General features: G+C 35.1%; 10 protein-coding genes. 5 read left to right on the plus strand and 5 right to left on the minus strand.

All coding sequences use genetic code 11. From position 1 onward, the window contains the following. Positions 1-6 precede the first annotated feature (6 nt). The 4 genes from kbl (at position 7) to KZH69_RS01285 (ending at position 6,567) form a co-directional block, all read left to right on the plus strand. Positions 7-1,200, plus strand: a complete 1,194-nt coding sequence (kbl, locus tag KZH69_RS01270) for a glycine C-acetyltransferase (RefSeq protein ID WP_219315648.1) — start codon at positions 7-9, stop codon at positions 1,198-1,200. 111 nt (positions 1,201-1,311) lie between these two features. After that, the gene (locus tag KZH69_RS01275; protein ID WP_219315649.1) at positions 1,312-2,769 is read left to right on the plus strand and encodes a thrombospondin type 3 repeat-containing protein; all 1,458 of its coding nucleotides are present in this window, start codon (positions 1,312-1,314) and stop codon (positions 2,767-2,769) included. Positions 2,770-2,832: 63 nt separating this feature from the next. Continuing rightward, the gene (locus tag KZH69_RS01280; RefSeq protein ID WP_219315650.1) at positions 2,833-5,598 is read left to right on the plus strand and encodes a PD-(D/E)XK nuclease family protein; all 2,766 of its coding nucleotides are present in this window, start codon (positions 2,833-2,835) and stop codon (positions 5,596-5,598) included. Between the two features lie 297 nt (positions 5,599-5,895). Continuing rightward, complete coding sequence (locus KZH69_RS01285) at positions 5,896-6,567, plus strand: ATP-binding cassette domain-containing protein (RefSeq protein ID WP_219315651.1); 672 nt, start codon at positions 5,896-5,898, stop codon at positions 6,565-6,567. Here the strand turns inward: KZH69_RS01285 and KZH69_RS01290 are convergent. Then, complete coding sequence (locus tag KZH69_RS01290; protein ID WP_219315652.1) at positions 6,564-7,346, minus strand: alpha/beta fold hydrolase; 783 nt, start codon at positions 7,344-7,346, stop codon at positions 6,564-6,566. The genes KZH69_RS01285 and KZH69_RS01290 overlap by 4 nt on opposite strands. A 90-nt stretch (positions 7,347-7,436) precedes the next feature. Between KZH69_RS01290 and KZH69_RS01295 the strand changes: the two genes are divergently transcribed. After that, positions 7,437-8,681: an AbiH family protein gene (locus KZH69_RS01295; protein ID WP_219315653.1), complete on the plus strand. Its 1,245-nt coding sequence runs from the start codon at positions 7,437-7,439 to the stop codon at positions 8,679-8,681. Positions 8,682-8,730: 49 nt separating this feature from the next. Here the strand turns inward: KZH69_RS01295 and KZH69_RS01300 are convergent, their stop codons facing one another. The 4 genes from KZH69_RS01300 to aceA all read right to left on the minus strand — a co-directional run bounded on the left by KZH69_RS01300 (position 8,731) and on the right by aceA (position 14,101). Further along, a complete protein-coding gene (locus KZH69_RS01300) occupies positions 8,731-9,537 on the minus strand; it encodes a TIGR00266 family protein (RefSeq protein WP_219315654.1) in 807 nt (268 codons plus the stop codon). Between the two features lie 751 nt (positions 9,538-10,288). Beyond that, positions 10,289-11,191 (minus strand): alpha/beta fold hydrolase, encoded by a 903-nt coding sequence (locus KZH69_RS01305; protein ID WP_219315655.1) that lies wholly within the window; start codon positions 11,189-11,191, stop codon positions 10,289-10,291. A 6-nt stretch (positions 11,192-11,197) separates the two neighbouring features. Next, positions 11,198-12,490: an aminopeptidase P family protein gene (locus KZH69_RS01310; RefSeq protein WP_219315656.1), complete on the minus strand. Its 1,293-nt coding sequence runs from the start codon at positions 12,488-12,490 to the stop codon at positions 11,198-11,200. 330 nt (positions 12,491-12,820) lie between these two features. Further along, positions 12,821-14,101 carry an isocitrate lyase gene (gene aceA / locus KZH69_RS01315; RefSeq protein ID WP_219315657.1) on the minus strand — a complete coding sequence of 427 codons (1,281 nt, stop codon included), beginning with the start codon at positions 14,099-14,101 and terminating at the stop codon, positions 12,821-12,823. Positions 14,102-14,169 lie beyond the last annotated feature (68 nt).

The following is a 14,169-nucleotide window of genomic DNA, read 5'->3' on the forward strand; positions in this document are numbered from 1 at the left end:
GATAAAATGTACGGTAAAATACAACAACACTTACAGTCAGAACTTCAAAGCATTGAAGATAACGGAATTTTTAAAAAAGAAAGAATAATTACTTCACCACAAGGTGCGGAAATCACTATTTCAACCGGCGAAACAGTTTTGAATTTTTGTGCCAATAATTATTTAGGCCTGTCTTCACATCCAGAAGTGGTTCAAGCAGCGAAAGACGCTATGGATACTCATGGTTTTGGGATGTCGTCTGTTCGTTTCATTTGCGGAACTCAGGATATTCATAAAACATTGGAAAAAAAGATAGCTGATTTTTACGGGACAGAAGATACTATATTGTATGCTGCGGCTTTTGATGCCAACGGTGGGATTTTTGAGCCTCTATTTGGAGAAAATGACGCCATTATATCAGACAGCTTGAATCATGCCTCTATAATAGATGGTGTCCGTTTGTGTAAAGCGGCTCGTTATCGCTACGAAAACAGCAATATGGAAGATTTAGAGCAACAATTGATTAAAGCTAATGAAGCTGGAGCTCGTTTCAAGATAATTGTTACTGATGGTGTTTTCTCAATGGATGGAGTCGTAGCGCCATTAGATAAAATATGTGATCTAGCAGACAAATACGATGCTTTGGTTATGGTGGATGAATGTCATGCTGCAGGATTTATAGGCGCAACAGGAAAAGGAACGCTAGAAGCCAAAGGTGTAATGGGGCGTGTTGATATTATTACAGGGACTTTAGGTAAGGCATTGGGAGGCGCTATGGGAGGTTATACAACTGCCAAAAAAGAAATTATAGAATTATTGCGTCAACGTTCTAGGCCTTATTTGTTTTCAAATTCATTGGCTCCGGCAATTGTTGGTGCATCAATTAAAGTTTTTGAGTTGTTGGAAAAAGACACTTCACTGCGAGATAAGTTAGAATGGAATACCAATTACTTTAAGGCAGGAATGAAAGAGGCAGGTTTTGATATTATAGAAGGTGATTCGGCAATTGTACCAGTAATGCTTTATGATGCTAAATTGGCCCAAAATATGGCTAATGAGTTATTAAAAGAAGGAGTATATGTTATTGGATTCTTTTTCCCAGTGGTTCCTAAAGATAAAGCTAGGATTAGAGTGCAATTATCGGCAGCTCATACAAAAGAACATTTGGATAAAGCAATAAGTGCTTTTGTGACTGTGGGTAAGAGACTTGCTGTAATATAATTGTTAAATTTTGTATTTAAGAAGTGTTTTATTTAACATTTTATTTTGTTGTTAAAGAAAATCGTTCTACTTTTGTTTGAAATTAACTAATTGTAATTAAAATAACAAAGTATGAAACATCTTAACAAACTTTTAGTTGCTGTAACGATGGTGATGGGATTAAGTTCTCAAGCACAAGACAGTAACAATAAATGGGCTATCGGTTTTGGAGTAAACGCGATTGACTTCAGGTCTAGTGCTGGGGAAGGTTTTCCTAGTCAGTTTGACCAGCCTTTTATGGTAAGTGACAACTGGAACATTCTTCCTTCTGTTTCTTATATCAACGTATCTAGATATGTAGGAAGTGGTTTTATCGTAGGACTTACAGGTTCTATCAATCAAATTGATAAATTTGTTGTACCAGTAGCTGGAAAAACTGCAGGTGGACCAAATGATTATGCAGTATTAAATCCTGGAGATTTGATGTATTATGGTATCGATGCTACCGTTACTTATAGCTTCATGGAGTTATTAAAATCTAAAATAATTGAGCCGACATTAAGTGTAGGTGGAGGTTATACTTTCTTAGGTGATGAAAGTTACGGAACAGTAAATCCAGGTATTGGACTAAATCTTTGGTTTACTGAAAACGTAGGTCTTTCTTTACAAGGAACTTACAAAAAATCTTTTGGCGATAGAACATATCCTGATGCCAGAACTCCAGATGCTCCTTCTTATACTCAATACTCTGCAGGACTTACTTTCAAGTTTGGAGCTAAAGATACTGATGGAGACGGAATATATGACAAAGATGATGCTTGTCCAGATGTTGCAGGTTTAAAACAATTCAATGGTTGTCCTGATACTGATGCTGATGGTATCGAAGATTCTAAAGACAAATGTCCTACAATTGCTGGTCCAGTTGAATTCCAAGGTTGTCCAGATACAGACGGTGACGGTATAGCTGATCCAGATGATACTTGTCCTACAGTTGCTGGATTGAAACAGTTCCAAGGTTGTCCTGATACTGATGGAGACGGTGTAACTGATGCTTCTGATAAATGTCCTACAGTTGCTGGTCCTGCTTCAAATGGTGGATGTCCTGAATTGGATTCTGATAAAGATGGTGTAATTGACAAAGAAGATGCTTGTCCTACAGTGGCTGGTCCTGCAAGTAACAAAGGATGTCCAGAAGTAACTGAGCAAGTATTGCAAGAACTTAAAGTACAAGCTAGAGCGGTTTACTTCGTAACAGGTAAAGCAATTTTAGCAACAGCTGATAAAGGTGCTACAGATGGTAGATTAGAAGCGATTAAAGAAATCCTTAAAAACTATCCGAACGCCAAATTCGCTATCGAAGGTCACACAGATAGTACTGGTAGCGCTAAAATAAACCAAAAACTTTCTGAAGACAGAGCTAAAGTTGTTATGGATAAGTTAATTGAAAAAGGTGTTAACCCTGCTAACTTAACTTCTGCTGGATTTGGTTCAACTAAACCAGTTGCTACTAACAAAACTAAAGAAGGTAGAGCACTTAACAGAAGAACTGAAATTAGACACATAGGTTCTATTTACGAAGGTAAATTGTAATTTATTCTCTAAATAATTTTAAAAAGCCATTCTTAATTGAATGGCTTTTTTTATATTTATAAAATGACAAATACTTCTTTTTTAGATAAAATTGCAACTGTAATAATAACAGAATACCAAACTGTAATAACTGATACTATAATAGTTTTGCCGAATAAACGTGCAAAAATATTTCTTGTTGAAGCTTTAAAAAAACAGACTGAAGAAAATTTATTTTCACCAGAGATTATTAGTATTGAAGATTTTGTTCAAAATATGGCAGGGATAAGAACAATTGATCCTATAGAATTATTATTCGAATTTTATGAAGTCTATTTGTCAATTACAGAAAAAAAAAATCAACAATCTTTTGAGCTTTTTGCCAATTGGGCGAAAACGCTACTCCAAGATTTTAATGAAATAGACCGCTATTTATTAGATCCAAATCATGTTTTATCTTACTTAAAAGATATTGAAGATATCAAGAAATGGGGGATTGAAGTAGAAAACAAAACCCAGTTACTAGAAAACTATATTGATTTTTGGAAATTGTTACCAAAATATTATCAATCTCTTTATGAGTATTTACTTAAAAAAGGAATTGGATATCAGGGATTGATTTATAGAGAAGCTGTAAATAATTTAATTAGCTTTTCAAAATCGATTCAAGTCAAACAATTTGTTTTTGCAGGCTTTAATGCATTGAATGCTTCTGAAGAAAAAATAATTCAGCATCTTATTGCTTCAGATCAAGCCAAAATATATTGGGATGCTGATCAAACGTTCTTAAATGATCCATACCATGATGCCGGTTTGTTTGTACGCCGATTCAAAGAAAGTTGGAAGCATTATAAATCACATCCTTTTGAATGGATTGTGGATGATTTTTCTAATACTAAAAACATCCAAGTTATTGGTACACCAAAAACGATTGGTCAAGCCAAGATTGCCGGGAGTATTATAGAAAAAATCAATATTGAAAATCCAACTACAACACTGGATAAGGTGGCTATTGTCTTAGGAGAAGAGAATTTGTTGATTCCGTTGTTGTATTCTTTGCCCAACACTGTAGGAGCTTTGAATATTACTATGGGCTATTCCAGTAAAAATAATCCAGCTCAAATTCTGATTGCCAAATTGTTTAAAATGCACACCAATGCATTGTCTAGGAGCAATAGCAGCTATGTTTTTTATTATAAAGATGTGTTGGACGTATTGACACACCCTTTAATTGAACCTTACGCCAATACGAGTACTTTGGTTGGGATTATTAATAAAAACAATTATACTTTTATCAGTCACCATAAATTATTGGAATTAAATGAGAAGGCCAGTGATTTATTCTTGCTTGTATTTCAAAAATGGGAAAAAGGATCTATTGCTGTTTTGGAAACGATCTCCAGTTTATTACTAAAGGTTAAGAATAATTTGAGTAATGAAAATGAAGAGGAAAAAATAGCCAAAACTTTTGTTTATGCTATTTTTAAAGTGATTAATAAACTGATTAATTACTATTCTGAGCACAAAGAAATTGATACAATTGATACATTACATGCAATTTACAAGCAAGTAATTGATTTGGCAGAAGTTTCTTTTGAAGGAGAACCTTTGAATGGTCTTCAAATTATGGGAGTTCTCGAAAGCAGAGTATTGGATTTTGAAACGGTTATTATCACTTCAATGAATGAAGGTAAATTTCCTGCGGGTAAATCACAAAACTCATTTATTCCGTATGATGTGAAAAGAGAATTGGGATTGCCTACTTTTAAAGAGAAAGACGCCATTTACACCTATCACTTTTATCACTTGTTGCAACGTGCCAAAAATATTTATTTGCTTTATAATACCGAAAGTGAAGGTCTTGATGCTGGCGAAAAAAGTCGTTTCATAACCCAATTGGAGGTTGAAAAACAGCCAAAACACACTTTAACCCACGAAATTTACAACGCTGTTTTGCCCGATACTGCTTATTCTGCAATGGTAATTCCGAAATCGGAGATGGTAATGGCGCGTTTGAAAGAAATAGCCGAAAAAGGATTTTCTCCTTCAGCATTGACGAGTTATATACGGAATCCGATTCAGTTTTATTTTCAAAAGATTTTACGGATTAGTGAAGTCGAAGAAGTAGAGGAGAATATTGCTTTGAATACTTTGGGAACTATCATTCACGAGACTTTGCGAGTTTTGTATACGCCTTTTATTGGTAAGTTTATTTCAGAAACTGATATTCAAAATTGCATAAAGCAAATTGACTCCGAGGTTTTAGTACAATTCAAAGTAGTTTACAAAGAAGGAGAAATCAAGAAAGGCAGAAATCTATTGGCTTTTGAAGTGGCAAAACGCAATGTTTTCAATTTCTTGAAAGTAGAATTGGAGAGTATTAAAAACGGTGATGCCATAAAGATTCTGGAGCTTGAAAAAACTTTTGATAGAATGGTAGAGCATCCAAGCTTGCCTTTTCCTGTTTTGATTAAGGGGAATGTAGATAGAATTGAGGAACGCAACGGAACAATTAGAATCATTGATTACAAAACGGGTAAAGTGGAGAAAACCAATGTTACTCTTAAATCATGGAAAGGATTGACGGATGATATTAAAAATGATAAAATCATTCAAGTTTTGGCGTATGCCTATATGTATGAGGAAAATGCCAATGGAAAACCTATCGAGGCTGGAATCATTTCTTTTAAAAACTTAAAATCAGGATTTTTACCATTTAATTTTAAAGAAGAAAAAGAGAGTGTTGCCATTATTGACAATGAAATTCAATCTAATTATTTGGAACAAATTATTTTGTTGCTGAATGAAATATTGGATGTGACAATTCCTTTTGAGGAGAAAATTACATAACCTAATGAGTAGAAAATGGAGTAACATATTTGAGTTTTTCAAAAGCACTCTTGCAATTAATTTAGCCGCTAGTTTTTTTGTTTTCCTTTTTGGAGGATTGATAGCTTTTAATTATTCGGTTCTGACTTTTGGTTTTGGCTTAAGTTTGCTTTTCAAAGAAGTTAACGCTAAAAACGAGTATGTGTTTTATTTCAATAATAAAATTTCCAAAATGCAGCTTTGGGTTTATTCATGGTGTTTTACCTTAGTTTTTTTAGCGGTTAGTTCTTTTGTTTTTAACTTGATAATGAAGTTATTTTGAAAAATCATTTATTAGAGATTGATAGCGTTCAGAAAACTTTTGACAATAAAAACATTTTGTCGGATGTTTATTTAAAATGCGAAACAAAAGATATTATTGGGCTTCTTGGCAGAAATGGTTCGGGTAAGTCAACTTTGCTAAAAATTATTTTTGGGATTACATATGCTGATTTTAAGTTTGTTAGAATTGATGGTAATGTAAAAGCAAAAACCAAGGATTTACTTGATGAAATTAGTTATTTGTCTCAGGATAATAGCATTCCCAATGTGTTTTCAGTTAAAAAAGCGATACAATTATCAGTTCCGAAGGAGAGGATTTTAGAGTTTTGTGCAGATGAAATCATTGTGACAATGTTAGAAAAAAAAGTTTCTCATTTGTCCGGTGGAGAATTACGGTATTTAGAAATTAAAATTATCCTCAATAACTCTTCAAAATTTGTTTTGTTAGATGAGCCTTATAATGGTTTGTCGCCTTTGATGGTTGAGAAAGTGAATGAATTAGTATTTGAGAATTCAAAAACGAAGGGTATTATTATTTCTGATCATAACTATGAAAATGTAATTAAAGTGTCAAACAAATTGGTTTTGCTCAAAGAGGGTAAGGCACATCATCTTCTTTGTAAAGAAGAGCTGGTTGATAAAGGATATTTGAAAGAAGGAATGCTTTAAAGCCCTTTAAAAAAGGCAGCTAAAACAGTAAGTAATTCAGATTGGTTTTCAATAGAGCTCATGTGACCGTCCGGAAAAGCCACCAATTCAACATCGGTGTTTTTTATTTGTTCCAGGTTGTCTTCATAATTGAGAACAGGGTCTTTTTTCCCTAAAATCAATAATTTTGGATAGGTATTTGTGTGTAATAAGATTTCACGGTCTTTTCTAATTTTCATTCCTTCAAGCGATGCCACTATTCCTTGCAATGGTGTTTTTAAGGCTTGAATTTTTACTTCCTCAATCTCTTTGATAAGGATTTCTCGGTTTTCTTCACTGAACAAATTGGCAATTGAAAGTCGGATGAAGGTTTCGTAATCTTTCTTAACGGCTTTGATGGCACGGTCTCTATTTTTCTTTCTTTCGGAGCTGTCTTCTTTGGAAGTTGAGTTGAGTAATACCAATCCTTTCATTTTTTCGGGATATAATTCGGCGAAAGCCAAAGCTACATAACCGCCCATAGAGTGTCCCACAAGAATGGCTTTTCGGATTCTCAGTTTGGATAAAACCTCATGAACCACATCGGCGTTTTCTTCCATGGTTTGGATATAACCCAAACTCTCGGTTTCTCCGTGTCCCAATAAATCGATAGTTATAAATCGATTCTTTTTGCTTAATTCGGAAACATAAACATCCCACATGGTTTTGTTTTCCAGAAAGCCGTGAAGCAACACTACGGCTGTGCCTTTTCCAGAATCAGAATACGAAATTTGTGTGTTTTTGTAGAGAAGTGTTTCCAAAAGAATGAGGATTATGTTGATAGTTTACAAATGCAAAATTAATTTTTTAAATTCCTAAATGCTACATTTGAGGAAAGCATTTTATAAAATATGAATAGACTTGTAATTATTGGCAACGGTTTTGATTTGGCTCATGGATTGCCAACTTCTTATAAAGATTTCATTAATGATTTTTGGAAAAATTTTAAAGATAAATGTCAAAGCGAGGAATATCAAAAATTGGTAATTACACATGATTTGTATAATGGATATTACAATGGATCTAATCGGATTGAGAATTTTAATGACTTAAAATTGAGTTTAAAAAATTATTCACAAGAAAATGGACACAGATATGATTCAGATAATTTTCATTGTAGTTACAATCGGCATATTATTTTTGCATTCAGAAATGATTTTTTCAAACTAATTAATAAAAAAAATTCTGAAAACTGGGTAGATATTGAGAATGAATATTACTATCAACTTAAAAAAATTGTAAAATCAAAATGCTTGGACGTTTCAAAGAGTAACGAGTATTGGTCTAATGAGCAGAGTTTACAAGTAATTAAATTGAACAATGAATTCGAACAAATAAAAAAACTTTTAGAAAAATATTTAAAAGATAACATTTTAAATGCATTTCAGTTGGGAAATTTCTATGATCCAAGAGGAGAAATTTTTAAATTTTCAGATGTTATAAAGCCAATTTCAATACTTAGTGATGAGGATAAAATATTAGAAGAATTTTCAAATGAAGATCATCATGAAATTAAGAGTCAGTTAAAAAAAGAGAAATCAGGAATGACTGAAACAAAAACAAAGTTGTTTTTTTTAAACTTTAATTATACTCCTACTTTATATCGTTATCTGAATAATGGGAAATATAATGACAAGATCGAAACAATTATCAATTTTATTCACGGAGAAATTGGGAATATAAATGAGAATAAAATTAATTTTGGTTTTGGAGATGAAATGGATGATGATTATAAAATGATTGAAAATTTAGATGATAATGAATACTTAAAGAACTTTAAGTCATTTCAATATTTACAAAATTCAAATTATAAACAGCTTTTAGATTTTGTAGAAAGTGATCAAAAATTTCAAGTTTATATAATGGGGCATTCTTGTGGATTGTCAGATAGAACTATGCTCAATACAATTTTTGAACATCCAAATTGTAGGTCGATAAAGGTTTTTTATCATCAAAGAGAAGATGGAACCGATAACTATACTGAAATCATTCAAAATATCTCAAGGCATTTCAATAAGAAGAAATTAATGAGAGAAAAAATAGTTAACAAAACACTTTGTCAGCCTTTACCGAAAATTCAGCTTCCGTTAAAATAAAAACGGCTCACATTACTGCAAGCCGTTAGTAATTACTATTTCTAAAAAATTAAAAACGATTATCGCCATCCAAAAGATTTCCTAATCCGCCTAGCAAACTTCCTTCTTCACGACTATTACCGCCAGATCTTGGTGCCGATGCAATGATTCTATCGGCCAATCTGGAGAAAGGCAGTGATTGAATATAAACGGTTCCGGGGCCATGAAGGGTAGCGTAAAACAAACCTTCACCTCCAAAAATAGAATTTTTGATTCCGCCGATGAATTCAATATCATAATTGACATCTTTGGTAAATCCGATGATGCAACCCGTATCTACTTTTAGGACTTCACCGTGCGCTAATTCTTTTTTGGCCATTGTTCCGCCAGAATGAACAAAAGCCATTCCGTCTCCTTCTATTTTTTGCATGATGAAACCTTCGCCTCCAAATAAACCTCGACCGAGTTTTTGGGAGAATTCTATGCCAACAGAAACGCCTTTGGCAGCACATAGAAACGAACTTTTTTGGCAGATAAATTTACCTTGAAATTGTGTTAAATCAATTGGAAGAATTTTTCCAGGATAGGGAGAAGCGAACGAAACCTTGCTTTTGGTATTGCCTTGGTTTAAAAATGCCGTCATGAATAAGCTTTCGCCAGTGAGGACTCTTTTTCCAGCATTTAGGAGTTTGCCAAACAAACCTGAATTTGATTGCTGTGCGGAACCGTCTCCAAAAATGGTTTCCATCTGGATGTTGTTTTCCATCATCATAAAACTGCCCGCTTCGGCAATGACGATTTCTTGTGGATCCAATTCTATTTCTACATACTGCATTTCTTCTCCAAATATCTGATAATCTATTTCGTGTGCTTGCATGATTTCTAGTGTTTTATTTTTTAGATGAGTCGGATGTGGATTTAGAATGTTACAATTGAAAGACTAAAATTTTGTTGAATTGCGGACGAAAATTTAGCTTAGTCATTAGCTTAATTTCTTATTATCCTTAACTAAATAAGGTTGTAGAAAGGTGAAAGTATATTCGAAATTTTGGGATTGAAAAAGAAATAGATTGTATAGATATAAGTGGCGCTAGTAAGGGTATTGGCGATATGAATTAGCATGCTTAAGGAGTCTTTCGGGTCATCAAAGGGCTAGTAATGGGGTGTAGTGGTGGTAGAAATGAGGGGGCTATGGGGTGTTATCAGGGAGTAATAAGGATGCTAAGTATGGGGGTAAGGGGCTACTAATGGGGTGTAGTGGTGGTAGAAATGAGGGGGCTATGGGATGTTATCAGGGAGTAATAAGGATGCTAAGTAGGGGGTAAGGGGCTACTAATGGGGTGTAGTGATGGTAGAAATGAGGGGCTTATGGGGTGTTATCAGGGAGTAATAAGGATGCTAATTAGGGGGTAAGGGGCTACTAATGGGGTGTATTAGCGCTATAAATAAGTCGTATTGGGGGGGGTTGAGTGGTGTAATAGTTTTTGCATTACGAGAACTTGTTTGGTTGGCTCAAAAAAGGATGCCTTATCTTTTTTGTCAAATATTATTGTTCCGGTATTTTATTGAAAACAAGAAACGGCTTCCATAATTGAAAGCCGTTTCTTGAATTTATTAAAATGTTTTTTTTAGCTTTTTAAAAAAGATTCAATTGTGTCAAAATACTTTTCTTTTGCGTCAAGCCAGCCATAGTGTTTGCAGTTTTCAAGCAGAACCATTTTTGAATTAGGGAACGCCTTTAAACTGATTTCCCCAATTACTGCGCTGATGATGTCTTGTTTGCCTTGAATGATTAAAACCGGATTCTTGAAATTGGAGAACTTGTTTTTACAATCAAAATTTGTTTTTTGCATGTCACCCCATAATAAGGAATTTAGGGTCGAATTGCCCTGTGTCAATCTTTCGGCTATGATTGGAACAAATTTTCTGTCGTACACATAGGCGGGCGCCATGGCTCTTCCTCTGCCAATTCTGGCTGTATAACTCGTGTCGCCTTTTTCGATTTTATCGTTCCAATAGTTTAAAGAATCTTTCTCTATTTTGCTCAAGCCAGCTTCAATAAGGTTTTCACCTTTCAGTAAACTTAAATCGACTCCGCCAGAAGATGACAAAATTAATTTATCAATAGTGTTGGGATAAATTGTCGCATAATAGGATGCTAACATCCCACCAAAAGAGTGACCGAGTATTGTCCACTTTTCGATTTTTAAATGTTTTCTCAATGACTCGATATCCTCGGCCATTAATTTCATTGAAACCGTATTATTATTTAATTCTTTGAGTGTAGATTTACCTGTTCCTCTTTGGTCATAAATAATGGTTTGGTGTTTTTCTGCCAAAGTTTTAGCCATAGGTTCAAACCCATTACTGTTCATTCCAGGGCCGCCATTTATTATTAGGATGGGTGTACCCTTACCGAATATTTTATAATAGGTTTGACTTTCATCTTTGTTTTTGGCAAAACCGTCAGTTTGAGCAAATGAGTGTCCAAAAAGAGATAGAAAGCTAAATAGAAATATTTTTTTTACCATCTGAACTTATGAATTCATTAAGCTTTCGATTTCGTCAGCTTCGATCGGGATGTTGCGCATCAAGTTAAAAGGTTCGCCAGTTTCTTGAACTACCAAATTATCTTCCAAACGAATTCCGAAACCTTCGGCTGGGATGTAAATTCCAGGTTCAACGGTAAAGACCATATTGGCTTTCATTGGTTCGTGCAATAATCCGTAATCGTGCGTGTCCAATCCCATGTGATGAGAGGTTCCGTGCATGAAATATTTTTTGTAGGCCGGCCATTCCGGGTTTTCATTTTGAACATCGGCTTTGTCAATCAATCCCAAACCAAGTAACTCTGAAGTCATGATTTTACCTACTTCTACATGATATTGTTTCCAAAGCGTTCCTGGAGTCAGCATTTTGGTAGCTTCGTTTTTAACACGCAAAACAGCATTGTATACGTCTTTTTGTCTGCCAGTGAATCTTCCTGAAACAGGAATCATACGAGTCATATCGCTGGAATAGTTGGCGTATTCGGCGGCAACGTCCAGCAGTACTAGATCACCTGGTTTACATTGTTGGTTGTTTTCAATGTAATGCAACACGTTGGCATTATTTCCAGAAGCAATAATCGGAGTGTAAGCAAAACCTTTGGAACGATTACGAATAAACTCGTGAACCAATTCGGCTTCGATTTCGTATTCAGTTACGTTTGGTTTTACGAATGACAGTAATCTTCGGAAACCTTTTTCGGTGATATTACAAGCGTTTTGGATCAAATCTATTTCTTCAGTTTCTTTAACCGAACGAAGGCGTTGCAATATTGGGTTGCTTTTGGCCACTTGATGTGCAGGATATTTGGCTTTCCACCATTTTATGAAACGGGCTTCGCGGGTTTCAGTTTCAACAGCAGCACGATAATGTTCGTTGGTGTTGATGTACATAATATCAGAGTACGTCATCATTTCGTTTAAGACTTTTTCAAAATCTTGTAGCCAATACACCGTTTTAATTCCTGAAACTTCAAAAGCACGGTCTTTGGTTAGTTTTTCACCTTCCCAAATAGCGATATGCTCGCTAGTTTCTTTTAGGAATAACATTTCTCTTTGGTTTTCATAAGGAGCATCTGGAAAAAGTAATAAGATACTTTCTTCTTGGTCTACACCTGATAAATAAAAAATATCGCGGTGTTGTGCAAATGGCAAAGTACTGTCTGCCGAAACAGGATAAATATCATTAGAATTAAATACGGCTACACTATTAGGCTTCATTTGAGCCATGAATTTTGCTCTATTTTTTATAAAAAGAGCGCGGTCTATTTGATGATATTTCATTTTAAAACGATTTTGGGTGTTGAATCATCAAAAATAGTAACTTTAAGAATGTAATTGGTCTTTGTTTTATTTTTTTTAAGTTTTTAATATAGTGTTTAAAAAAAAGTTGATGGTTTGTGCAAAAGTTCTTGCTTTACGGATTGCGTGAGGGATAGAGCAAGGCGCCAAAGCGCTCGTGATAGCCCGACCGCATAATAAAAATGGGCGAATAGGCAGTGTGAAGAGTAGCCCATTTTTTATTATGGGGTCACGCCCAAATAAAAGTTTTTTAAACAAAAAAAGCACGAAGAAATGAGAGTTTCTCCGTGCTTTCAAAATGGCATTTTAAAATTAAAACTGTGCTACTTCGGTAGAATCTTTCATTGCTGTTGTTGAAGATTTTCCTGTGGTAACGGTATTTTGTACGGCATCAAAATAAGAGGTGCCTACAAAATTTTGATGTTTTACGGCTTTGAAACCGTGCTGTTGTAAAGCGAATTCTCTTTCCTGTAATTCAGAGTAGCCAGCCATTCCTCTTTCTTTGTACGCTTTGGATAATTCGAACATACTGGTGTTTAAGGCGTGGAATCCAGCCAAAGTGATGAATTGGAATTTATAACCCATTGCTGCCAAGTCTTCTCTGAAGGTTTCCATTTCAGCTACCGATAATTTGGCAGCCCAGTTGAAAGAAGGCGAGCAATTGTATGCCAACATTTTGCCAGGGAATTCTTTGTGAATGGCATCTGCAAAGCGTTTTGCATAAGCCAAATCCGGGTTGCTGGTTTCCATCCAAATCAAATCAGCATAAGGAGCATAGCTCAATCCACGGTCAATTCCTTGCTCTACACCGCAGTTTACATAGAAAAATCCTTCGGCAGTTTTTTCTCCAGTAATGAATTTGGCATCTCTTGGGTCAATATCACTAGTCAATAAATTGGCAGCATCGGCATCAGTTCGTGCCACGATAAGTGTTGGAGTTCCCATTACATCGGCAGCTAAACGTGCAGCAATTAATTTATTGATGGCTTCTTGAGTAGGTACCAAAACCTTGCCTCCTAAGTGACCGCATTTTTTGGCGGAACTCAATTGGTCTTCAAAATGAACTCCTGCGGCCCCTGATTCGATCATTGATTTCATCAACTCGAAAGCATTTAAGTTTCCTCCAAAACCAGCTTCTGCATCGGCTACAATAGGAACCAAATAGTCTTTCTTGTCGATTGTTCCGTTTACCACTTGTATTTGGTCGGCACGCAAAAGTGCGTTGTTGATTCTTTTTACAACCAAAGGAACGCTGTTTGCGGGATACAAGGATTGGTCAGGATACATTTCTCCAGCCACATTGGCATCGGCGGCAACTTGCCAGCCACTTAGGTAAATGGCTTCTAATCCAGCTTCTACTTCTTGTATCGCTTGGTTTCCGGTAAGAGCACCCAATCCAGCGACGAAATCTTGAGAATTAAGTCTGTCCCATAATTTGTTAGCTCCAATTTTGGCAACGCTGTGCTCTATTTGGTAAGAACCTTGAAGTTTTACCACTTCTTCGGCGGTGTACGGTCGTTCGATTCCTTTCCATCTTGGGTTTGTAATCCAGTCGGTAACTAATTCTTGAATTCTTGTCTCGGTTGTTTTCATGGTGTTTTTAAGTTTAATAGCGTTTGTTGGTTATTTATTTTTGTTGGTTTTTTTTATATTTTGAAATT

Source organism: Flavobacterium taihuense (assembly GCF_019351435.1).
Classification (GTDB): domain Bacteria; phylum Bacteroidota; class Bacteroidia; order Flavobacteriales; family Flavobacteriaceae; genus Flavobacterium; species Flavobacterium taihuense.

Bases quoted from the DNA above. Each gene is read 5' to 3' on its own strand.
- kbl (WP_219315648.1), top strand. From the start codon at position 7: ATGTACGGTAAAATACAACAACACTTACAGTCAGAACTTCAAAGCATT.
- KZH69_RS01275 (WP_219315649.1), top strand. From the start codon at position 1,312: ATGAAACATCTTAACAAACTTTTAGTTGCTGTAACGATGGTGATGGGA.
- KZH69_RS01280 (WP_219315650.1), top strand. From the start codon at position 2,833: ATGACAAATACTTCTTTTTTAGATAAAATTGCAACTGTAATAATAACA.
- KZH69_RS01295 (WP_219315653.1), top strand. From the start codon at position 7,437: ATGAATAGACTTGTAATTATTGGCAACGGTTTTGATTTGGCTCATGGA.
- KZH69_RS01300 (WP_219315654.1), bottom strand. From the start codon at position 9,537: ATGCAAGCACACGAAATAGATTATCAGATATTTGGAGAAGAAATGCAG.
- KZH69_RS01305 (WP_219315655.1), bottom strand. From the start codon at position 11,191: ATGGTAAAAAAAATATTTCTATTTAGCTTTCTATCTCTTTTTGGACAC.
- KZH69_RS01310 (WP_219315656.1), bottom strand. From the start codon at position 12,490: ATGAAATATCATCAAATAGACCGCGCTCTTTTTATAAAAAATAGAGCA.
- aceA (WP_219315657.1), bottom strand. From the start codon at position 14,101: ATGAAAACAACCGAGACAAGAATTCAAGAATTAGTTACCGACTGGATT.